General features: G+C 67.2%; 23 protein-coding genes and 1 pseudogene. 15 read left to right on the top strand and 9 right to left on the bottom strand.

What is annotated here, in order from left to right; genetic code table 11:
• Together FHR56_RS12945 and FHR56_RS12950 are read left to right on the top strand one after the other, a co-directional pair.
• Entirely contained in the window at positions 1-1,125 is a 1,125-nt protein-coding gene (locus FHR56_RS12945) for an acyl-CoA desaturase (protein ID WP_019796954.1), read from the top strand.
• Between the two features lie 166 nt (positions 1,126-1,291).
• The gene (locus FHR56_RS12950) at positions 1,292-1,723 is read left to right on the top strand and encodes a low affinity iron permease family protein (RefSeq protein ID WP_019796955.1); all 432 of its coding nucleotides are present in this window, start codon (positions 1,292-1,294) and stop codon (positions 1,721-1,723) included.
• A 77-nt stretch (positions 1,724-1,800) separates the two neighbouring features.
• Here the strand turns inward: FHR56_RS12950 and FHR56_RS12955 are convergent, their stop codons facing one another.
• Positions 1,801-2,028, bottom strand: a complete 228-nt coding sequence (locus tag FHR56_RS12955; RefSeq protein ID WP_160945511.1) for a hypothetical protein — start codon at positions 2,026-2,028, stop codon at positions 1,801-1,803.
• Between the two features lie 198 nt (positions 2,029-2,226).
• Between FHR56_RS12955 and FHR56_RS12960 the strand changes: the two genes are divergently transcribed.
• The 7 genes from FHR56_RS12960 to FHR56_RS12990 all read left to right on the top strand — a co-directional run bounded on the left by FHR56_RS12960 (position 2,227) and on the right by FHR56_RS12990 (position 10,635).
• Positions 2,227-2,571 carry a hypothetical protein gene (locus tag FHR56_RS12960; protein ID WP_160945510.1) on the top strand — a complete coding sequence of 115 codons (345 nt, stop codon included), beginning with the start codon at positions 2,227-2,229 and terminating at the stop codon, positions 2,569-2,571.
• Positions 2,572-2,699: 128 nt separating this feature from the next.
• The gene (gene poxB, locus FHR56_RS12965) at positions 2,700-4,409 is read left to right on the top strand and encodes a ubiquinone-dependent pyruvate dehydrogenase (RefSeq protein ID WP_184502676.1); all 1,710 of its coding nucleotides are present in this window, start codon (positions 2,700-2,702) and stop codon (positions 4,407-4,409) included.
• A gap of 213 nt (positions 4,410-4,622) precedes the next feature.
• On the top strand, positions 4,623-6,059 hold the full coding sequence (locus FHR56_RS12970; protein WP_160945508.1) for a HAMP domain-containing sensor histidine kinase: 1,437 nt from the start codon (positions 4,623-4,625) through the stop codon (positions 6,057-6,059).
• A complete protein-coding gene (locus FHR56_RS12975; RefSeq protein ID WP_160945507.1) occupies positions 6,044-7,384 on the top strand; it encodes a sigma-54 dependent transcriptional regulator in 1,341 nt (446 codons plus the stop codon). The genes FHR56_RS12970 and FHR56_RS12975 overlap by 16 nt, the downstream gene beginning before the upstream one ends.
• 274 nt (positions 7,385-7,658) lie before the next feature.
• Positions 7,659-8,444 (top strand): hypothetical protein, encoded by a 786-nt coding sequence (locus FHR56_RS12980; RefSeq protein ID WP_160945506.1) that lies wholly within the window; start codon positions 7,659-7,661, stop codon positions 8,442-8,444.
• Positions 8,445-8,541: 97 nt separating this feature from the next.
• Entirely contained in the window at positions 8,542-9,225 is a 684-nt protein-coding gene (locus FHR56_RS12985) for a hypothetical protein (RefSeq protein ID WP_160945505.1), read from the top strand.
• Between the two features lie 150 nt (positions 9,226-9,375).
• Positions 9,376-10,635, top strand: a complete 1,260-nt coding sequence (locus FHR56_RS12990) for an MFS transporter (protein WP_160945504.1) — start codon at positions 9,376-9,378, stop codon at positions 10,633-10,635.
• 3 nt (positions 10,636-10,638) lie between these two features.
• Here FHR56_RS12990 and FHR56_RS12995 read toward each other — a convergent pair whose 3' ends face one another.
• Entirely contained in the window at positions 10,639-11,622 is a 984-nt protein-coding gene (locus tag FHR56_RS12995) for an NAD(P)-dependent oxidoreductase (protein ID WP_160945503.1), read from the bottom strand.
• Positions 11,623-11,711: 89 nt separating this feature from the next.
• On the opposite strand from FHR56_RS12995, the pseudogene FHR56_RS20650 reads away from it, so the two are divergent.
• Positions 11,712-11,900: pseudogene (locus FHR56_RS20650) on the top strand (response regulator); the annotation flags it as partial.
• Positions 11,901-11,931: 31 nt separating this feature from the next.
• Here FHR56_RS20650 and FHR56_RS13000 read toward each other — a convergent pair.
• Complete coding sequence (locus tag FHR56_RS13000; RefSeq protein ID WP_160945502.1) at positions 11,932-12,333, bottom strand: helix-turn-helix domain-containing protein; 402 nt, start codon at positions 12,331-12,333, stop codon at positions 11,932-11,934.
• Between the two features lie 97 nt (positions 12,334-12,430).
• Between FHR56_RS13000 and FHR56_RS13005 the strand changes: the two genes are divergently transcribed.
• Positions 12,431-13,540 carry an alkene reductase gene (locus FHR56_RS13005; protein ID WP_160945501.1) on the top strand — a complete coding sequence of 370 codons (1,110 nt, stop codon included), beginning with the start codon at positions 12,431-12,433 and terminating at the stop codon, positions 13,538-13,540.
• Positions 13,541-13,739: 199 nt separating this feature from the next.
• Here FHR56_RS13005 and FHR56_RS13010 read toward each other — a convergent pair whose 3' ends face one another.
• From FHR56_RS13010 to FHR56_RS13035, 6 genes are all read right to left on the bottom strand, one after another.
• On the bottom strand, positions 13,740-14,426 hold the full coding sequence (locus FHR56_RS13010; protein WP_202406800.1) for a YafY family protein: 687 nt from the start codon (positions 14,424-14,426) through the stop codon (positions 13,740-13,742).
• Positions 14,427-14,446: 20 nt separating this feature from the next.
• Entirely contained in the window at positions 14,447-15,379 is a 933-nt protein-coding gene (locus tag FHR56_RS13015; protein ID WP_160945499.1) for an NAD(P)-dependent alcohol dehydrogenase, read from the bottom strand.
• 293 nt (positions 15,380-15,672) lie between these two features.
• On the bottom strand, positions 15,673-16,086 hold the full coding sequence (locus FHR56_RS13020; RefSeq protein ID WP_202406799.1) for a putative quinol monooxygenase: 414 nt from the start codon (positions 16,084-16,086) through the stop codon (positions 15,673-15,675).
• 12 nt (positions 16,087-16,098) lie between these two features.
• Complete coding sequence (locus tag FHR56_RS13025) at positions 16,099-16,404, bottom strand: DUF1330 domain-containing protein (protein ID WP_202406798.1); 306 nt, start codon at positions 16,402-16,404, stop codon at positions 16,099-16,101.
• A 136-nt stretch (positions 16,405-16,540) separates the two neighbouring features.
• A complete protein-coding gene (locus FHR56_RS13030) occupies positions 16,541-16,924 on the bottom strand; it encodes a putative quinol monooxygenase (protein ID WP_160945497.1) in 384 nt (127 codons plus the stop codon).
• A gap of 11 nt (positions 16,925-16,935) precedes the next feature.
• Positions 16,936-17,820 carry a LysR family transcriptional regulator gene (locus tag FHR56_RS13035; protein WP_343160735.1) on the bottom strand — a complete coding sequence of 295 codons (885 nt, stop codon included), beginning with the start codon at positions 17,818-17,820 and terminating at the stop codon, positions 16,936-16,938.
• 205 nt (positions 17,821-18,025) lie between these two features.
• Between FHR56_RS13035 and FHR56_RS13040 the strand changes: the two genes are divergently transcribed.
• The 4 genes from FHR56_RS13040 (at position 18,026) to FHR56_RS13055 (ending at position 20,785) form a co-directional block, all read left to right on the top strand.
• The gene (locus FHR56_RS13040) at positions 18,026-18,595 is read left to right on the top strand and encodes a flavodoxin family protein (RefSeq protein ID WP_160945739.1); all 570 of its coding nucleotides are present in this window, start codon (positions 18,026-18,028) and stop codon (positions 18,593-18,595) included.
• 29 nt (positions 18,596-18,624) lie between these two features.
• Positions 18,625-18,930, top strand: a complete 306-nt coding sequence (locus tag FHR56_RS13045) for a superoxide dismutase (protein WP_237473016.1) — start codon at positions 18,625-18,627, stop codon at positions 18,928-18,930.
• A 104-nt stretch (positions 18,931-19,034) separates the two neighbouring features.
• On the top strand, positions 19,035-20,099 hold the full coding sequence (locus tag FHR56_RS13050) for an NAD(P)-dependent alcohol dehydrogenase (RefSeq protein WP_160945495.1): 1,065 nt from the start codon (positions 19,035-19,037) through the stop codon (positions 20,097-20,099).
• Positions 20,096-20,785: a type 1 glutamine amidotransferase domain-containing protein gene (locus FHR56_RS13055; RefSeq protein ID WP_160945494.1), complete on the top strand. Its 690-nt coding sequence runs from the start codon at positions 20,096-20,098 to the stop codon at positions 20,783-20,785. The genes FHR56_RS13050 and FHR56_RS13055 overlap by 4 nt, the downstream gene beginning before the upstream one ends.
• Positions 20,786-20,812 lie beyond the last annotated feature (27 nt).

The following is a 20,812-nucleotide window of genomic DNA, read 5'->3' on the forward strand; positions in this document are numbered from 1 at the left end:
ATGGCCGCTCCCCGCAACCGCGCACTCACCCCGGCCGAACTGCAGGCCTTCGGCGACGAACTGGACGCGCTGCGTACGCGCACCCTGGCCGACCTGGGCGCGCGCGACGCGCGCTACATCCGCCGCATCGTCGCCGCGGTGCGCTACACCGGCGTGGCCGGCCGCGCGCTGCTGTTCCTGGGCGCCTTCGTGCACAGCGTGCTGGTGCCGGCGTGGATCGCCGGCGTGCTGCTGCTGACCCTGTCCAAGATCCTGGAAAACATGGAACTGGGCCACAACGTGATGCACGGCCAGTACGACTGGATGGGCGATGCGCATCTGAACGGCAACACCTACGAGTGGGACATCGTCGCCACCGGCGACAACTGGCGCAAGACGCACAACTTCAAGCACCACACCTACACCAACGTGCGCGGCATGGACGACGACATCGGCTATGGCCTGCTGCGCATCTTCCCCGAGCAGCGCTGGCGCCCGTTCTACCTGGCGCAGCCGTTCATCGCGGTGGTGTTCGCGCTGCTGTTCGAATGGGGCGTGGCGATCCAGGACCTGCGCCTGGGCCGCTGGCTGGCCGGCAAGATGAAGCGCGGCGAATTGAAGCGGACGTTCCTGCCGGTCGGGCGCAAGATGGGCCGGCAGATCTTCAAGGACTACATCCTGTTCCCGGCCCTGGCCGGCCCGTTCTTCCTGCCGGTGCTGCTGGGCAACCTGGCCGCCAACGTGCTGCGCAGCATCTGGACCTTCGTGATCATCTTCTGCGGCCACTTCACCGCCGACGCCGAGACCTTCCCCAAGGAGTCGATCAAGAACGAGTCGCGCGGGCACTGGTACCTGCGCCAGCTGCGCGGTTCGTCCAACCTGGCCGGCGGCAAGCTGCTGAACGTGCTGTCGGGCAACCTCAGCCACCAGATCGAGCACCACTTCTTCCCGGACGTGCCGGCCAACCGCTACGCGGCGCTGGCGGTGCAGGTGCGCGAGATCTGTGCGCGCTACGGCCAGCACTACAACACCGGTTCGCTGCCGCGGCAGTTCGGCCAAGTGGTGTGGCGGATCCTGCGCCATGCCTTCCCGAGCCGGCCGCGCCCGGCGCGCGCGCTGCAGGCAGCGACGCAACAGGCCGGCTGAGCGCCGCGTCAGGGAGAGCAAAAAGGCGGGGGCGACCCCGCCTTTTGCGTTGGCTCGGCGCTGGCGCGATGTGCACGTCTCGCTCACGGCGCGCTGCAGATCATCCTGGTCGCCTGCACATGCCGGCGACGGCGTACAGGCATCTCCCGTTGCCTGAGGGCCTGCGATGAAACCTGCCAAGCTGTTCAATGTCGTCGCCAAGAAGGCGTCCTATGCGGCCGGCACGCCATGGACGTTCTGCATCGCTGTGGCGATCGTGCTGATCTGGGGCATCAGCGGGCCGGTGTTCGGCTTCAACGACACCTGGCAACTGGTCATCAACACCGGCACCACCATCATCACCTTCCTGATGGTGTTCCTGATCCAGCACACCCAGAACGCCGACACCGCGGCGATGCAGATCAAGCTCGACGAACTCATCCGGGTCAGCGCCAAGGCCAACAACGAGTTGCTGGATCTGGAAGAGCTGGACGAGAAGCGGCTGGAAGAGATCCGCCGCCAATACGAGGCATTGGCGCGCAAGGCCGGCGAGGCACTGCGTGCGCGCAACGCCCGCCACGGCGACGGCCGCGAGACCCACGATCGCCCCAAGGACTGACTGACGCCCGTACGGCTGCCACCCGCAGGAGCGGCGTGTCGGCAGTGTGCGCGACACGCCGCTGCGCGTCGCCGGGATCAGGCCGGGACGGCGCCGTCCGGGTCGTCGGTCGCGGCGGTGGTCGACGCGCGCTCGGCGGCCTGCAGGGTGTCGCCGTGCGGCGGCGTGGCGCGGCCCTCGTCGGGTTCGGCAGACGGCATGGAGGCGGCCGTGTCGGGCAGGGGAGATTGGGTCTGACGGCGATAGGCGCGGAAGGCGGCGTAGGCCGTGCCGGCCAGCGCAAGTTTCCAGAGTAGACCGGACATCGCAGGGCTCCAGTGCGGAAGGAACCGCCAGCGTCGGCCAGCGCAGGTGGCGCACGCGTGCACGTCGCGTGCCTGCGGCGTGGTGCCCCCGGTCGGCAATCCAGGTGCTGCTCTCGCGCGGCCTTCATCGCTCCTTGTGCCCTGGCTAACGACGGCCGGCCTAGCGTGAGGCGCTCACCGCTTCTGCAGGAGACCGTCATGGCCCAGCGCACCCCATCTCCCACCGGCACGCACGATGTCCGCCAGGCCGCCTACCGCGGCACGCAAGGCGATGATGTTGCCTCCGACAGCGGCGTGCCGCGCGGTCGCGACCGCGACGTGCCGTCGCAGCCGATGCCGCCGTCGCAGGCACGGACACCGCAGGACCACGGCGAGGACCGCAGCGGGCGCAGCCAGCCCAACCTCGGCCAGGCCGGCACCTATGGCGCCACCGGCGAACATGCGGGCGGCGCCCACGGCAAGGCCGCCACGCCCGGCGGCTATCACGAGGATGAGGCGGACGGCGCGGCGCGCGATCCCGCCGCTGCACGCGGCGAAGATTAGCCGCACTGCGCGCTGAACACGCGTTCGGCAAGCGCAGGCGCTTGCCGTCGGCGCCACGTGTCGGTAACGCGCACGGTGCGACCATGCGCCTCCCCACCCGGAGATAAGCGCGTATGTCCAAGCAGACCATGGCCCGCCTGCTCGCCGAAACCCTGCACAGCGCGGGCGTGGAGCGGATCTGGGGCGTCACCGGCGACAGCCTTAACGGCCTGACCGACGCGCTGCGGCAGATGGACAGCATCGAGTGGATGCACGTACGCCACGAGGAAGTGGCTGCCTTCGCCGCCGGCGCGGAAGCCGCGGTCAGCGGCAAGCTCGCGGTCTGCGCCGGCAGTTGCGGCCCCGGCAACCTGCACCTGATCAATGGCCTGTTCGACTGCCACCGCAGTCACCAGCCGGTGCTGGCGATCGCCGCGCACATCCCGTCCTCGGAGATCGGCCTGAGCTATTTCCAGGAGACCCACCCGCAGGAACTGTTCCGCGAGTGCAGCCACTACGTCGAACTGGTGACCAATCCGGCGCAGATGCCGGAGGTGCTGCAGCGGGCGATGCGCACGGCGATCCTGCGCCGCGGCGTGGCGGTGGTGGTGATCCCCGGCGACGTGGCCCTGCAGGAAATGCCCAAGGGCACGCCGACGACGTGGCCGGCGCTGGCCGCGCCACGCATCCTGCCGGCCGACGCCGACGTGGCCAAGCTGGCCGATGTGCTGCAGGCGAGCAAAGCCACCACCTTGCTGTGCGGCAGCGGCTGTGCCGGCGCGCACGACGAGGTGGTGGCGCTGGCCGACGCGCTCGGTGCGCCGATCGTGCATGCACTGCGCGGCAAGGAATACGTGGAGTGGGACAACCCGTTCGACGTCGGCATGACCGGCTTGATCGGCTTCAGCTCCGGCTACCAGGCCATGCTCAACTGCGACACCCTGCTGATGCTCGGCACCGATTTCCCGTATCGGCAGTTCTATCCCAAGGACGCCACCATCGTGCAGGTCGACAACGACCCCGCCGCGCTGGGCCGCCGCACGCCGTTGCAACTGGGCATCGCCGCCGACGTGCGCGAGACCATCGCCGCGCTGCTGCCGCGGCTGCAGCGGCGCGAGAACCGCGGGTTCCTGGAGAAGTCGCTCGCCCACTACCGCAAGGCGCGCGAAGGGCTCGACGATCTGGCGGTGGCCTCGGCGCCAGGCGAGCCGCTGCATCCGCAATTCGTCACCCGCATGGTCGATGCGCTGGCCGATGCCGATGCCATCTTCACCTGCGACGTTGGCACGCCGACGGTGTGGGCGGCGCGCTACCTGACCATGAACGGCCAGCGTCGCCTGCTCGGTTCGTTCAATCACGGCTCGATGGCCAATGCGATGCCGCAGGCGCTGGGCGCCCAGGCCCAGTTCCCGCGTCGGCAGGTGATCTCGCTGTCCGGCGATGGCGGCTTCACCATGCTGATGGGCGACTTCATCACCCTGGCCCAGCTCGGCCTGCCGGTGAAGGTGGTGGTCTACAACAACGGCTCGCTCGGCTTCGTGGCGATGGAAATGAAGTCGGCCGGCTATCTGGATACCGGCACCGACCTGAGCAATCCGGACTTCGCCGCGATGAGCAACGCCATGGGCATCCTGGGCCTGAGCGTGGACGAATCTGCGCAACTGGAGCCCGCCCTGCGCGAGGCGTTCGCGCATCCCGGGCCGGCGCTGGTGGACGTGCGCGTGGTCAGCCAGGAACTGGCGATCCCGCCGGCGATCAAGCTGGAGCAGGCCAAGGGCATGGGCCTGTACCTGTTGCGCGCGGTCATGAGCGGGCGCGGCGACGAGGTGATGGAACTGGTCAAGACCAACCTGCGCTGAGCGTGGCCCTGCAAACTGCAGCGCCGCGCCACACGAGTGCGGATCGTGCCTGGAATCCTCGCGTACACGCGTACACCGCGGTTCCTGCGCCCCCCGCGCCCACTCAACGAGCGCTTGCGACGTTGTGGTGGCCGCGCTGAGTCGCGGCCCCACGGTGTCCCGGTTACGATCCCCGCGGTTCGCTCCACCCCTCCCGTGCGCCCAAGGTAGGCCATGCCCCGTTCGCTGCTGCGGCAACTGCTGCTGATCTGGATCGTCATCGTCGCCGCCTGCGTGGGCATGGCGGTGGTGCTGGTCGGGCTGTACCGGCACAGCGAGGGTGTGCGTGCCGAGCGCGCGCAGACCGGGCTGCGCGAGGTGTGCACGCGCATGGTGCAGCGCTACAACGGTGCCAGCGTCGCCGCCCACGGCAGCGACGGCGCCGGCCTGGCGGCGGTGGTCACGCAACTGGTGCTCACCGATGCCACCGGCGTGGAGGGCGGGTTCTGGGACCGCCAGCGCGGCTTCCTCGCCTATGCCTATCCCACCTACGACGGCACCGAGCACAAGACCGACGTGCCCTCGGCCGAGCGCAACGTCATCGTCGCCACCGCGCAGCGCGGCGTGGAGGCGCAGCACACCGTGGACTACCGCCGCGACGGGCAGCGCGAGAGCCTGCTGATCGCGGCCTGTCCGCTGGATCGCAACGCCGCGGCCTGGACCATGACCCGGGTCGCCTCCAGCGATGCGGCGGCCAGCCTGCCGCTGGCCTTGGGCCTGGCGCTGATCCTGGCCCTGGTGGTGGTCTCGGCGTGGGCGTTGGGTTGGGTGGTACGGCGCTGGAGCCAGCGCCTGCAGGGCATCGAGCAGGCGCTGGCGACGCCTGCCGAGGTGCCGGAGATCCCGCGCACCGGCGCGCCGGAGCTGGACCGGCTCGGCGCCGCCGTCACCGACTACGCGCAGCGCAGCGCGCAGGCGCTGGCCGAGACCCGCCGGCTCGGCGAGGAACTGTCGCGGAACGAGCGCCTGGTCGCGCTCGGGCGCATGACCGCGACCGTGGCGCACGAGATCCGCAACCCCATCGCGACCCTGCGTCTGGCCCTGGAGAACCAGATCGCCGCGCGCGCGGATGGCTTCGACGACGCCCAGGCGCAGCTGATGCTGGCGCAGATCCAGCGCCTGGATGGCGTGGTCGAAAGCCTGCTCGGCATGGTCCAGCCGATCCGCCTGCAGCGGCAGACCGTGGACCTGCAGCCATGGCTGCAGGCGCTGCTTGCCCCGGCCGAGTGGGAGGGGCAGGCGCCGCCGGTCGTGCTGCGCCTGGAGGCCGCGCCGGCGCAGTGGATGCTCGATCCGCAGCAGGCCGCGCGTGCGCTGCACAACCTGCTGCGCAATGCCCTGCAGCACGCCACGCCCGGGACCGAGGTGACCCTGGCGGTGCAGGCCGAGGACGACCGCCTGCGCCTGCGCGTGCGCAACCACGGCGCGCCGGTGTCGGCGCCCGTGGCCGCGCACCTGTTCGAACCCTTCGCCAGCGGCCGCAGCGACGGCAACGGCCTGGGCCTGGCCCTGGTGCGCGAGATCGCCCGTGCGCACGGCGGCGAGGCGCAGTACGCGCACCGTGACGGCATCACCGAGTTCAGCCTGGAACTGCCATGGCGCGCATCCTGATCATCGACGACGACACCGCATTCCTGAGCACGCTGCAGGCGACCCTGTGCTCCTTCGGCCACGACACCATCGCCGTCGCCGACCCGCGCGAGGGGCTGGCGCGCCTGGGCGAGGACGGCATCGACCTGGCCTTCGTCGATTTCCGCATGCCCGGCATGGACGGCATCGCGCTGATGCGCGCGCGCCAGGACGACGCCCAGGCCATGCGCGTGCCGCTGGTGATGCTCACCGCGCACGCCTCCAGCGGCAACACCATCGAGGCGATGAAGCTCGGCGCCTTCGATCACCTGGTCAAGCCGGTGGGCCGTGCCGATATCGCCGAGGTGGTCGAGCGCGCGCTGCGCAGCCGCGGCGACGCCGCGCCGGACACCGCGCCGGCGCGGCCGGCCGAGGAGGAGGATGCGCTGCTCGGCCATAGCGCGGCGATGCGTACCGTGCACAAGCGCATCGGCCTGGCGGCCGCCTCCGACCTGCCGGTGCTGATCACCGGCGAGACCGGCACCGGCAAGGAACTTGCGGCGCGCGCGCTGCACCGTGCCAGCGCCCGCGCCACGCAGCCGTTCGTGGCGATCAACTGCGCGGCCATCCCCGCCGAGCTGATGGAGAGCGAACTGTTCGGCTACCGCAAGGGGGCGTTCTCCGGCGCGGCGAGCGACCGCAATGGCCTGATCCGCGACGCCGACGGTGGCACCCTGTTTCTCGACGAGATCGGCGACATGCCCTTGCCGATGCAGGCCAAGCTGCTGCGCTTCCTGCAGGAAGGGGAGGTCTCGCCGCTGGGCGGGCGTGGCGCGCAGAAGGTGGACGTGCGGGTGATCGCCGCCACCCACCGCGACCTGCTGCAGGCGGTGGATGCCGGGCGCTTCCGCAGCGACCTGCGCTACCGGCTCAACGTGGTGCCGATCGAACTGCCGCCGCTGCGCGAGCGCGGCGACGACATCCTGCTGCTCGCGCAGCACTTCCTCGCAGCCGGCGCCAGCGCGCCGCAGACGCTGTCGCCCGCGGCGCAGGCGCGCCTGCGCAGCTACCCGTGGCCGGGCAACGTGCGCGAGCTGCGCAATGCCATGCAACGTTGCCAGGTGCTGGTGCGCGCGCCGGTGATCGAGGCGCACGACCTGGACGAACTGCTGGCGTCGCCGTCGTCCGAGTCGCCGGCAGCGCTGGAGACCGACGCACTGACCCTGCCGCAGGCGATCGCGCAACTGGAACGGCAGATGATCCAGGCCGCGCTGACCCAGGCCCACGGCAACCGCGCCGAGGCCGCGCGCCGGTTGGGTATCCATCGCCAGCTCCTGTACCGCAAGCTCGACGAGTACGGGCTGTAGGCGGCGCGCTGGCGCGCCGCGGGATTGGGGATTGGGGATTGGGGATTCGTCAAAGCGCGTGCCGCCGGATGTCCGTTGCTGTTACGAATCCCCAATCCCCAATCCCATTCCATCCACACCTGTCCGCAAAGCGGACAGGTGTGGATGGAATGGAGACGCCCCCGAGGCCGGATCGGTCGTCGATTGCCTTAGATATCAATGCTTTAAAAGTTGGCACGGCCTCTGCATTACCTCTCCTGCGAGCGGCTCCCCCTTGCCGCTCAGGAGAACGTCCATGATCCGTCGCAGCGCACTCGCTCTGTCCCTGGTGTTGGCCACCGCCGCTGCCACTGCCGTCGCGCAGGTTCCGCCGCCGCCGCCGGCTCCGCCCGCGCCTCCGGGTGCTCCTGGCGCGCCCGGGGTGCCCCCGGTGGCCGCCACCCCCGTCGGCATCGATGGCACGGTGGAGCGGTTCATGCTCAACCCCAATGGCGATGTCGATGGCTTCTGGCTGACCAATGGCACCCAGGTCGGATTCCCGCCGCATCTGTCGGCCGACCTGCAGGCCGCCGTGCGCCGCGGCGACGCGGTGAACGTGCAGGGCTACCGTCTCGGCGACCTGGCGGTGCTGCAGGCCTACACCGTCACCGATCGCCGCAGCGGCAAGCAGGTGGTCGACCGTCCGCCGAATCCGGCGACGCCGCCGCCGGCGCCTCCGGCGCCGCCGGCACTGACTCCGCTGCAGGCGGATGGCCGCATCGACCGCCTGATCTACGGCCCGCGTGGCGAGACCGGCGGCGTGCTGCTCAGCGACGGCACCATCGTGCGGATGCCGCCGCACGTGGCGCAGCAGTATCCCGACCTGCTGCGCGTCGGTGCGCCGTTGAGCGTCAGCGGCTTCGGCGTGGTGACCATGATCGGGCGTTCGCTGGAAGCGACCCATCTGGGCCGCGATCGCAGCTCGCAGCACGAAGTGTTCGCACCGCCTGCGCCGCCTGCGCCGCCGGCCGCTCCGCCGCCGCCGGCCGGCGCCCCGGGTGCGCCGGCGAATCCGCCCCCGCCGCCGCCGGCGGCAGGCTGATCCGGTCCGTCGCGCACGCTTGACCCCATGCGCCCGCCGTTCGCGGCGGGCGCTGCCGGCCGCCGCCGGCATCCCCCTTGTTCGTCTGGAGAATGCAATGCATTGGGTCGATCCCGATTCCCTGCCGGAAACCCGCGGCACGCTCGCGCGGTTCCTGCTCAACCCCAAGGCCGACGTCGACGGTCTGCTGTTCGACGATGGCACCGAAGTGCATACCCCGCCGCACCTGTCGGCGCAACTGCTGCAGGCGCTGCGTCCCGGTGCCAGCCTGGGCGTGCGCGGACTCAAGCCGCGCGGCGCCGATGTGCTGGTGGCGCTGGCGGTGGACCCGGACGGGGCCGACCGCATCGTCGACGAAGGTCCGCATGCCGGGCCCCCCAAGCCCAAGCCGAAGCCGCCGGGCAAGCCCAAGCCCGCGCAGGACGCGGTGCGCCACGCCGGCACCATCGCGCGGCTGCTGCACGGCCCGCATGGGCAGGTGCATGGCGCGCTGCTGGAGGATGGGCTGATCGTGCGCTTCCCGCCGCACGCGGTGCCGGAACAGGCGCATTGGTTGGCCGCCGGCAAGCCGCTGGCGGCGCAGGGCGAGCGGCTGGAGTCCGCGCATGGCCAGGTGCTGCATGCGCAGGCGCTGGGTGCGAGCGACGCGACGCTGCAGCCGTTGGCGGCGAAACCGAAGCCGCCCAAGCCTCATCACAAGCCGTTGCACGGGCATGCGCATGATGCTGCGCCGAAGGACGGGCCGAAGCCGAAACCCAAGCCCAAGCCGAAGCCCCACTAAGTGCCGAGCCGTCGCGGCGGTGTGCCCCTGGCCACCGCCGCGCCTGTGTTTCCCTCCGCTCCTCCAGGACACCGTCATGCCGCCCGTCGCACCTGCGCAGCACCGCGCTTTCCTGTCCCTGCCGCCGTCGGCGTTTCCGGCGGTGCACGCATGAGCGGCGCCGGTCCGCGCCAGCGCCCGCGTGGCACGCGCGCACTGGAGGCGCTCAACTTCACCATGGCCGACGTGCAGGACGGGCTCGGCCCGTTCCTGAGCGTGTTCCTGCAATCCAAAGGCTGGTCGCTGGGCGCGATCGGCTCGGTGATGACTGCCGGCGGCATCGTCGGCATGCTCGCCACCACACCAGGCGGCGCGCTGGTCGATGCGACCAAGCGCAAGCGCAGCATCGTGGTGGTCGGCTGCAGCATGATCCTGCTGGCCTCGGCGCTGCTGTGGTGGTCGCCGACGCTGCCGGGCGTCATCGCCGCACAGGTGATGACCGCGCTTGCCGCCGCCGCACTGGGGCCGGCGTTGTCCGGCATCACCCTGGGCCTGGTGCGGCAGGCCGGCTTCGATCACCAGATCGCGCGCAACCAGGTCGGCAGCCATGCCGGCAACGTGGTGGCCGCGGCGCTGGCCGGCGTGCTCGGCTGGAAATTCGGCTTCGGTGCGGTGTTCGTGCTGACCGGCTGTTTCGGCGTGCTGGCGATTATCTCGGTGTTGCTGATTCCGCGCGACGCCATCGATCACCGCGCCGCGCGCGGCATGGCCGAGAAAGAGGACGCCGACGGCGCCCACGTCAGCGGCTGGTCGGTGCTGCTGACCTGCAAGCCCCTGCTGGTGCTGGCCGCGGCGCTGGCGCTGTTTCATCTCGGCAATGCGGCGATGCTGCCGCTGTACGGCATGGCGGTGGTGGCCGCGCATCAGGGCGATCCGAGCGCGCTGACCGCCACCACCATCATCGTCGCCCAGGCCACCATGGTGCTGGTCTCGCTGCTGGCGATGCGCCTGATCCGCGTGCGCGGACACTGGTGGGTCCTGCTGCTGACCTTCCTGGCGCTGCCGCTGCGCGGGCTGATCGCCGCCAGCTTCATCCATACCTGGGGCGTGTTCCCGGTGCAGATCCTCGACGGCGTCGGCGCCGGCCTGCAGAGCGTGGCGGTGCCGGCGCTGGTGGCGCACCTGCTGCAGGGCACCGGCCGGGTCAACGTGGGGCAGGGCGCGGTGATGACGATGCAGGGCGTCGGCGCGGCGCTGAGTCCGGCGCTGGGCGGCTGGATCGCACAGGCGTTCGGCTATCGCGCCGCGTTCCTGCTGCTGGGCGGCGTCTCGCTGCTGTCGCTGGCGTTGTGGGTGGGCATGCGCAAGCACCTGGTGGTGGCGAACCGCGAACGTGCGGCCGACGCACCGGTGCCGCCGCTGCCGGCGTAGGGGTCAGCCCGGCGCGACGCCGGGCACCACCTCGCAGGCGATGCCGGCGGCGGACAATTGCATCGCCAGCGCCGCATGCGGCGGCTGCCGGAACGCATCGCCCGGCAGCAGGCTGACCACGCGCTGTCCGGCCTGCGTCTGTTCGATCAGCAACGCCAGGTGCGCGGCCGGATCGCCCGGCAGCGGCTGGCGGCTGGCATCGCGGCGCGCCAGGCTCAGCACCGCCGCGCTCACCTGCGCACCGCACAGCAGCAGGTCGGCCTGGTTGAGCGCGCGCAGCGCCTTCAGGGTCAGCGCGCCGGGATCGCCATTGCCGGTGCCGACCAGCCACACGCTGCCCTGCCGCGGTACCTCGTCGCTGCGCTGCAGGCTGTCGGCGAAGGCCTGCTCGGCGGCGGCGTGCTGGCCGCTCTGCAGCAGCGTCTGCACCGGCCCCTCCAGCACCTGCTCGAACCAGCGCCGGCGCTGCGCCAGCTGCGGCAGGCGCGCGCGGATGTCGGCGCGGTGGCGTGCGAACAGTTGCGCCAGTTGGGCATAGGAATGGTCCAGTTCGGTTTCCCAGCGCTCGCGCAGGCGCCGCGCCAGCATCGGTGCCGCGCCGCTGGAGGAGATCGCGATCAGCAGCGGGTCGCGGTCGATGATCGCCGGCACCTGGAACGTCGACAGCGCGGCGTCGTCGACCACGTTGACCCACTTGCGCCGCGCGCCGGCCTGTTCGGCCAACTGCCGATTGAAGGCGTCGTCGTCGGTGGCCGCCACCACCAGCCAGGCCTCGTCCAGCCACTGCGGATCGAACGCGCCATCGACCCGCTGCAGCCGGCCCTGCGCCAGCCACTGCGCCACCGTGGCGTTGAGCGCATGCGCGTACACCTGCACCTGCGCGCCGGCATGCAGCAGCGCCTCGATCTTGCGCATCGCCACCTCGCCGCCGCCGACCACCAGCACGCGGCGCCCGCCCAGATCGGCGAACAAGGGATACAGCGGCATGCGGACTCCTACGGGGTGGGGACGGCGCGCGACGGACGCGTGTCGCATGGCGCCAGGCGGCTCGGCCAACTTCCGTCAGCCAGGCCCGCATGCGGCGCGTCCTGCAGGCCAACGATACCGAAAAGCCGGTCGGGCAGCTGCGCCAGGCGCTGCTCGATGCAGGCGACGAGGTGTTGGACGAGGTCGCGGCGACGCGGGCGCTGCTCGAGGCGGTATCCACTCAGCAGTCGGATGTGGTCATCTTCGCCGCCGCTTCGCCCTGGCGCGACGCACTCGAAATCTCGCGTGAGACCGTGTTGCAACCGCGGCCTATGGCGCCCTTTTTGCCTCTTCGTCCGTGGCGTCGAGGCCTGTTTCATGAGCGCGGCGCGACGCTTCTACTTCGTCCTGATGGGCATGCGACCAATGGATGAGGGACATGACCGGTTGCATCAGCGTCTGACCAAGCGGCGTCAGTGCGTACTCCACACGCGGTGGAATCGTCGGATACATCGTGCGTGAGACAAGCCCGTCCTTTTCCAGGCTCTTGAGGGTCAGCGTCAGCATGCGCTGGGATACCTGGCCGATCGTCCGCTTGAGCGTATTGAAGCGCATCGGCTCCGAAGCGAGGTGGGCCACGATCAGGATGCTCCATTTGTCCCCGACCCGACTCAGCAGTTCACGCGTGAAGTTGGTGCAGTTTGGTGCGCCGTCGATGTGACTTGGTTTCACAGATGTGCCTTCTTGCGGCTACTAACCCAGTACATAAACTAGCTCCGGTCACTTAAAAGCACCACGCCTCGTCAACCTCCACTCAAGAAGATTCGTGATGAAAGATAATCCGGCTGCGCTGTTCACTCCATACCGTCTCGGCCCAGTAGAGCTCAAGAACCGTATGGTGATGGCGCCGATGACCCGCAGTCGTGCGGTGAACGAGAACCTCTCTCACTCCCTGGCACCGATCTATTACGCCCAGCGAGCCAGTGCTGGGCTCATCATCTCGGAAGCGGCTCAAGTCAGTCGCCAGGGGGTCGGCTACATCCGGACTCCAGGACTCCATTCTGCGGAGCAGGTGTCGGCGTGGCGTCGTGTCACCGATGCGGTTCACGCTGCTGGCGGGGTCATCTTTGCTCAGCTCTGGCATGTCGGACGCGTCTCGCATCCCGAGTTTCATGGCGGAGCGTTGCCGGTGGCGCCGTCTGCGTTGAATGCCGACGCGGAAGTATTCATTTCCACCGGACGAGCCGCCACGCCGGTGCCGCGTGCACTCGACGGCGACGAGATTGCCGATGTCGTCTCCCAGTTCCGTAACGCCGCCCGGAACGCCGATGCCGCCGGGTTTGACGGCGTCGAGATCCATGGCAGCTCGGGCTATCTCCTCGACCAGTTCCTGCGCGATGGATCGAATGTGCGGACCGATCGCTATGGCGGCTCCATCGCAAATCGCGCCCGTTTTCCGCTGGAGGTGGCGGCCGCGGTCAGCGACGTTCTGGGCGGTGACCGTGTGGGCTATCGCGTCGGCCCAGCCATGTCGCTCCATGGCATGAGCGATTCGACGCCGGTTCAAACCTTTGCTTATCTCGCTGCCGGTCTACAGGACCTCGGGCTAGCGTACCTGCACGTGACCGAAGGCGTTGCCGGGCCGGATGCGCCGCCGCCAGGCGTCGAACGTATAGCCCCATATCTGCGCAAGGTATTTTCAGGCACTTTTGTACTAAATGGGGGCTATGACGCCCACACGGGAGCGGCTGCCATCGCACGTGGTGACGCAGACCTGATCGCTTATGGAGTTCCCTTCCTGGCAAACCCGGACCTTCCCGAGCGCTATCGCCGTGATGCTCCTTTGAATGATCCGGATTATTCTAGCTTCTACGAGCCAGGCGAGGACGATGCAGTGGGGTATATCGACTACCCTGTGCTTGAGCCGAATTCAATTTGACTCTCCCTGCCAAGGCGAGAGCGGGGCGAGCCCCGTCTGGATCGTGCAACTGCTCGACATTACCCGCTGCCGCGCACTGGAAGAAGGAAGTGGTGAAGCAACTTGAGCGTACGCTTGAGTCTTTTCCGCTTTCCGCTGGAGCAGAGGTGCAGGCAGGCGACATCCAAGGCTGTCGCAGGGTCAGTGCGGCAGTCCGGCGTCAGCAGACGGTCCCGCGGCTGTTGCATGGAAGCACATCCTTCCGGCGCCATTCTTTGACGAGCTGTCGCCGATTGCCAGGATAGACCTGTTCCAGGACCTCGGCGCTTGCGATGTCGTCCATGCCGATCACACGGAACTGGCTGTCCAGCTCGCACCAGGCCGCAATGGAGCGATCGCCGCCGATCAAGCCCAGCATGATCGGCCAGACCAACTGTTCGCCCTTCGGGGCATGTTCGATCGACAATGTGATGCACAACTTGCGCTGCTCGCGAAGCGCCCGGCGGATCTCGCTCAGGTTCAGGGACATTGGGAATTTCGACGGGGGGGCGACGTAGACAGTATCGTCATCGAGAACAGGGCGCTTGTCGGGTGGAAGCACGGCATTGATCTTGGCCAGCGCGTTCGTCACGGCCGCCGTGAGCTTGTCGTCCGTCTGGGCAGTGATCCATTGAGCGCCGATGGCCAGTGCCTGGATTTCTTCCTGGGTGAACGACAGCGGCGGCAGGAGCGACCCCGGGCGCAGCATGTAGCCTATGCCAGGCTCTCCCGCGATGTCTGCTCCCATTTCCTGCAGGGTGGCGACGTCGCGGCGGATGGTGCGCAGGGACACGCCCAGCTCGCTCGCAAGCGCGAGGCCGGACACCGTCCTGCGGTGCCGGCGAAGCGTTTGCATCAGGTCGAACAATCGATGGCTTCTGGCCATGCTCATTCCATCGCCACGAGGCCCTTACCACCGAGCTTGCGGCCTTGCTCAAGTTCGGTGATCAGTCGGATGGCGTCGTTCAACGCAACGGTTTCTCCAATCGGCAACTTTAACTTGTTCTCTTTCGCCGCGTTTGCGAGCGTTTCCAGGATATCGGTGCGTGGCGAGCACACGATAGGCTTGAGCCGCCGGTCGAAGACCGACCGCACGAATTTGCCTATGCCGGGGTTCAGGTCCAGGAAAACACCGCCTGGGCGCAGCATGGCCATGCCCATCGCCAACGTCATGCTGGCGGCGGTATCGTAGACCACGTCGAAGCGCGTGGTGAGCTTGGACAGGTCTGTCGCGCGGTAGTCGTAGACATTCTGCACGCCAAGCGATCGGACGCGCTCCATGTCCATGGCGCTGCAACTTCCGGTGACGGTAGCCCCGAACATCCGCGCGATCTGCACGGCGGCCTCGCCGACCGCGCCGGCGCAGCCGTTGATGAACACGTGCTGTCCGGCGCGCAGATTGGCCTTGTCGATCAGACCATTCCAGGCGGTGACGCCGGGGGTGCCTAGGCAGGCGGCCTCCTCAAAGGAAATCCCGCCAGGCTTCATCGCCAAGAACGTCTCCCTGGTGATCAGGCCCTGGCCTATCGCGCCGCATTCCTTGAAGCGTGCAAGACCGAAGACGGCATCGCCTGCCTTGAAACGCGTAACATCGGTGCCGACGGCGATGATCACGCCTGAAAAGTCCATACCCATCGCGCGGGGGAACATCTTGCCGGTGACGATCTTCATTTGTCCGTTGCGCAGTTTCCAGTCGATCGGGTTGATCGCGGCGAACTTGACATGCACTGCCACTTCGCCTTTGTTGGGCGTGGGCAGTTGAAAGTCTTCAAGGCGCATCACGTCCGGGCCGCCGTAGCGGTGGTATTGAATGCGTTTCATGATTACTTCGTCCGTGTCGCAAGCAAGCTGTGCGGCCGGTAACCCGGACAGTGCTGACGATGGCTCTGGGGCGGACGGGTCGATTGGTTCGAGCGAAGCATGGTGCGGTTCCTTTTCAAGGACAGGCGGGGGGGCGAGTGCGTCAAGGACGCCGTCGCTTGCGAGGCATCGTACGGAGCGTTGGTGCCAGTTTCTGTCACCATGCTTGCTGCCGCCGTCCCGCACGGGTCTCCGGGAGTCCGGCCACATATCGCAGGCTGAATTTCCCGGGCGCGCCTTGGCCGCGCGCTGATTCAGTCACCGGGCCAGAAGAAGGCTTTGGCCCCCAGAACCGCCGGTTGGGTTTCCGTCACCCGCCGCGAAATCACTTTTCCCTGGGTTGCCGCAAGAAAGATCTTGAAATGCGCGGATTCCACGTGCGCCTGATAGGCAGCTTGGTCGCGATAGACCTCCACGACGTACAGCTTGGTCGGGTCGTCCTTGTCGACGGCGCAATGCATCGAGAGCACACCGGGTTCGTCGCGCACCGATGCCGCGATATTTTCGCGGCCTGCCTCCAGAATCGAGTGCACGTCGTCGGCTGCAAGCACAAACTCGATGATGCGCATGATTGGGGCATGACGTTCAATGGCCATGGCGTCCTGGCTCGAGCTGATTGCGATCAGAAAAGTCGTTGCAAGCCAACGGATCCTGTTTCCTGGCGTCATGACATGGCTGTCCTACTGTGCATCGCCTTCGACGATGTAGGCATTGGTATGGCCAGACCGTTGCCGGAACGGCCGGATCCTGGCGTACTCCGGCGAGTTGTACCAGGCCTGGGCTTGCTCGAGACTGTCGAACTTGATGATCACCAGGCGGTGGCCCGGCGGGTCGCCCTCAAGGCGGTTCACGCTGGCGGTACGCACGATGTAGCGCCCGCTGTAGGGTTTGAAGGTCGCATCCACCCCAGCCCGATACGGCGCGATGCCCTCCGGATCGGTGAGTTCGAATTCGGCGATGTAGTAGGCCGGAGGCTTGCGGTGCATCGCAACCGGTGCCGATGGTGTCTGCGCTTGCGCCGCTGGCGCGGAAAATGCAAGTGTCGCCGTCGCGATGACGAGGATCCGGAGTGTCTGTTTAGGCTTCATTTCGGGGTGTCCAGTGTGGGGGAATCCGATACCGCTATCGCCCTTTGGCGCTGAGTTGGACGGGCACGGTTTCGATCAGCTTGCGCGACACGATCATCGGCTGGGTCAATGCCACGTATTTCTTGAAGTGCACGGACGCGATGTGCGCTCGGTAAGCCTGTTCGTTGGCGTAGATCTCGAAGAAGCGCAGGTTGTTGGGCTTGTCCTTTTCGGCGACGGAATAGATCGCCAACACGCCGGGTTCGACGCGGATGGATTCCTCCATTTCTTCCTTGACTGCCGCTGTGTAGGCCTCAAGTTGCGAGGGGTCTATCACTAGTTCGGCGATGCGCACGACAGTAGTGTCCGCTGGCTGCGCGTGCAGTGTGCCAGCGGCGGCGCTGCACAGCAGCGTGGCAGCGATCATCCAGGTTTTCATATGCTTTTCCTTCAGTTTTCTAGGCATTTCGGCAGTTCGGCGACCAGCAGATCGATTGCCAGGCGCGAGCGCAGCGGCAGGTATTGGGCGGCTGGCCAGACGGCATAGCCGTCGATGGCGGCGGTGGGTCTATGTCCCCAGATTTCCACGAGTTCGCCGCGCCGTAGCCGTTCCCGAATCAGCCAGTAAGGCAGCCAGGCAATGCCCATCCCTGCGACGGCAGAGTCGGCAATGAATTCCAGATCGTCAAAACGCAGGCGGGAGGTGGGCAGAACGCTCACCAACGCGTCGTCGGCGTCGGGAAGCTGCCACGCCAAGGCGTGCTCGTTGCGCCAATACGGCAGCAGATCGTACTCCGCGAGTTCGTCCAGCGTGCGCGGCTCGCGCCTGGCCGAGAGATACGCAGGGGAGGCGCAGAGAACCTTGCGTTGGCTGACCAGGCGGCGGGCCCGCAGGGTGGCGCGGTTGTCTGGCGCCCCATTGCGTACGGCCAGATCGAAGCCTTCGGCAATCAGATCGACCTGGCGGTCGCTGAAGTTCAATTCCAATTCGAGCCTGGAATGCTGTTGCGCATAGCTCCGCAGGATGGGCGCGATGCAATAGCGGCCGAACAGCACCGGCATCGTCACGCGCAGCTTGCCGACCACCTCGCGCCTGCCGTTCTCCAGCATGGTCTCGCCCGCGCGCAATTCTTCGATGGCGCGCAGGCAGCGCTCGTAATATTGCTGCCCGTCCTCGGTGAGATTCTGGGTTCGGGTCGTTCGTTGAAACAGCTGCACCCCCAGCCTTTCCTCCAGGCGCGCGATCGCCTTGCCAACGGCCGAGCGTGTCAATGACAGCCGTTCGCCGGCCTTTGCAAAACCGCCGGCCTCGACCACATCGACGAATAGTTGCACGCCATCGAACCTGTCACGCACGGGATCGCCTCCGAGTTAATTGTAGAATTTTTGGATACACATAAGGTAAATATATTCTCTTATGTCAATTTAAACTCTACTTTATAGTCTGGCGCAGGCCAAGTGATGGCAGCAGCGCGCAGCAACTTTTCACTCGCGCGCTTGGCGATCCAAGGCCATGTGCCGCCGGAAGGAGAAGGTGAAAGTGCTTGTTTCGATTGTCTATGACAGCGGCCATGGTCACACCGCACGCGTTGCCGAGGCCGTGGCACGAGGTGTTCTCGAATCGGGCGCTGCCGATGCGGTGCTGATGTCGGTAGGCGAGGGCGCGGTGGACTGGAAATTGCTCGAGGACAGCGAGGCGATCGTCTTCGGTTCGCCGACGTACAACGGCATGATCACCGCAAGGCTCAAGCAATTCTTCGAGGATTCCACCAAGGTGGCCTGGACGCCACAGACGTGGCGCAACAAGATCGCGGCAGGATTCACCAACTCCGGTGCACAGCATGGCGACAAGCTAAATGCGCTGGTCTCGATGGCGCTGTTCGCCGCCCAGCACGGGATGATCTGGGTCGGCCTGGACCTGATGCCCGGCAACAGCAGCAGCACCGGCAGTACGCAGGACCTCAATCGCCTCGGCAGCTGGCTCGGCGTGATGACGCAGGCGAACACGGACGAAGCGCCGGAGGCTGCGCCACCGAGCAGTGATCTCCTGACGGCACAGTATTTCGGCCGCCGCGTTGCCGAGACGGCCCGGCGTCTTCAACCCGTTTGATCTTCTGCATTACTTCAACGACCAAGGACATGACCATGAAACTCCTTTGCCTCGACGTGCCGCAGCCAGGCGCAACGATGGACAAATACGCGCCACACATGGCCGATGAAGCCCGCCATGCCTGGCAGATGTACAAGGGGGGAATCATTCGGGACATCTACTTCCGGCAGGACCGTCCCGGCGTGGCGATCATCGCCGAGGCCGAATCGGTCGCGGCCGCACACGCGGCATTGGCCGAATTTCCGCTTGCCAAGGCCGGGCTACTCGGTTGGGAAGTGATCCCGCTCGGGCCCTTCACCAACTGGGAAACGCTGTTCGCTGTCGTTGACGCCTGAGGCGGACCGCGCCCCTAGATCGCCGGCGTATCCGCTGCGTCCGCATGAGCGGCGCGGCTTGCTGCAGAAAGCCGATATGCCAGCACGAACCAAGGAATCCCATCATGAACGTAGTGGGCTTTGCCGCTCGGTCAGCCTCCGGCCCGCTGGAGCGTTTCGCTTTCGAGCGGCGCGTTCCGCGCGCCGACGATGTCGTCATCGACATCCTGTACTGCGGCGTCTGTCACACCGACCTGCACCTAGCACAGAACCACGGCGGCTTCACCATGTATCCGATCGTTCCCGGACACGAGATCATCGGTCGGGTGCGTGAGGTCGGCACGGGCGTCGCGCGCGTTAAGGTCGACGACATGGTCGGCGTCGGCTGCATGGTCGATTCCTGCCGGCACTGCCAACCGTGCCTGAAGGGCTGGGAGCAAGACTGCGTCGAAGGCGCCACGTTCACCTACAACAGCGTCGACCGGCACGATGGGAGCACCACCTATGGTGGCTATTCCGAATCCATCGTCGTGAGCGAAGCGTTCGTCCTGTCGCTGCCCGATGGACTCGATCCAGCGGGCGCAGCGCCGCTGCTGTGCGCCGGCATTACCACCTGGTCGCCGCTGCAGCGCTGGAATGTCGGCAAGGGCAGCAAGGTTGCGGTGATCGGCCTGGGCGGGCTGGGTCACATGGCGCTTAAGCTGGCCAAGGCGCTCGGTGCCGACGTGAGCCTGTTCACCCGTTCGCCTGGCAAGGAAAAGGATGCGTTCCGCTTGGGAGCGGACCATGTCGTGCTGTCGCGCGATGCGGCGCAGATGAAGGCCGTCGCCGGCCAGTTCGACGTGATTATCGACACCGTGCCCTACGACCACGACGTCAATCCCTACATGCCGACGCTCGCGCTCGAAGGCGTGCTTGTGCTGGTCGGCTACCTGGGGCCGCTCGGCACGCCGGTGAATGCGGGTGAAGTCGTGCGCGGACGCAGGGCTCTTTCCGGCTCCTTCATCGGCGGTGTGCCCGAAACTCAGCAGATGCTCGATTTCTGCGGACGCCACGGCATCGTATCGGATGTCGAGATCATTCCCATCCAGGGCATCGACGATGCCTATGCGCGCTTGGTGAAAAGCGATGTGAAGTATCGCTTCGTCATCGACATGGCCTCGCTCAAGTCCGAAGGAACAGCCTCGTGACCAACAGCATCAAACCGATCCTGTGCGTGGTGACCAGCCACCCGATCCGTGGCGACAGCGGCGAGCCGACCGGATTCGCGCTGGTCGAGTTGACTCATCCACTGGAAGTCTTCGAGAAGGCCGGTATTCCGGTCGAGATCGCCTCGATCCGGGGCGGCCATCCGCCGATCGATTTCTTCGACCTGTCCGATCCGGTCAACGCCCATTACTGGAAGGACAAGCAGTTCCGCGATGCGCTGGCGCATTCGCTGGTGCTGGACAAGCTCGACCCATCGCGCTACTCGGCGGTGTTCTTCGCTGGTGGCCACGGCACCATGTGGGACTTCGCCGACAGCGACGCGGTGCAGAGGGTCGTTCGCGAGATCTGGGAATCAAGTGGCATCGTGTCGGCGGTCTGCCACGGCCCGGCGGCGCTGGTGAACGCGACACTCTCGGACGGGAGCTATCTGGTTGACGGCAAGAAGCTCGCGGCCTTTACCGACGAGGAAGAGGCCGAAGTCAAGTACACCCACGTGGTGCCTTATTTGCTGGCCACCGCGCTCAAGCAGCGCGGCGGGTTGCATCAACCGGCCCCCAACTGGTCGGAGAACGTGGTGATCGATGGCCGCCTGGTGACCGGACAGAATCCCGTATCGGCCCACGGCGTGGGCGAGGCGGTCGTCGCGCAGTTGAAGGCGAACGCCTGACGGAGCATGCCTTGTTGTCGGTTGCAG

It is taken from the genome of Xanthomonas sp. F10 (assembly GCF_014206815.1).
Taxonomy (GTDB): Bacteria; Pseudomonadota; Gammaproteobacteria; order Xanthomonadales; family Xanthomonadaceae; genus Xanthomonas_A; species Xanthomonas_A indica.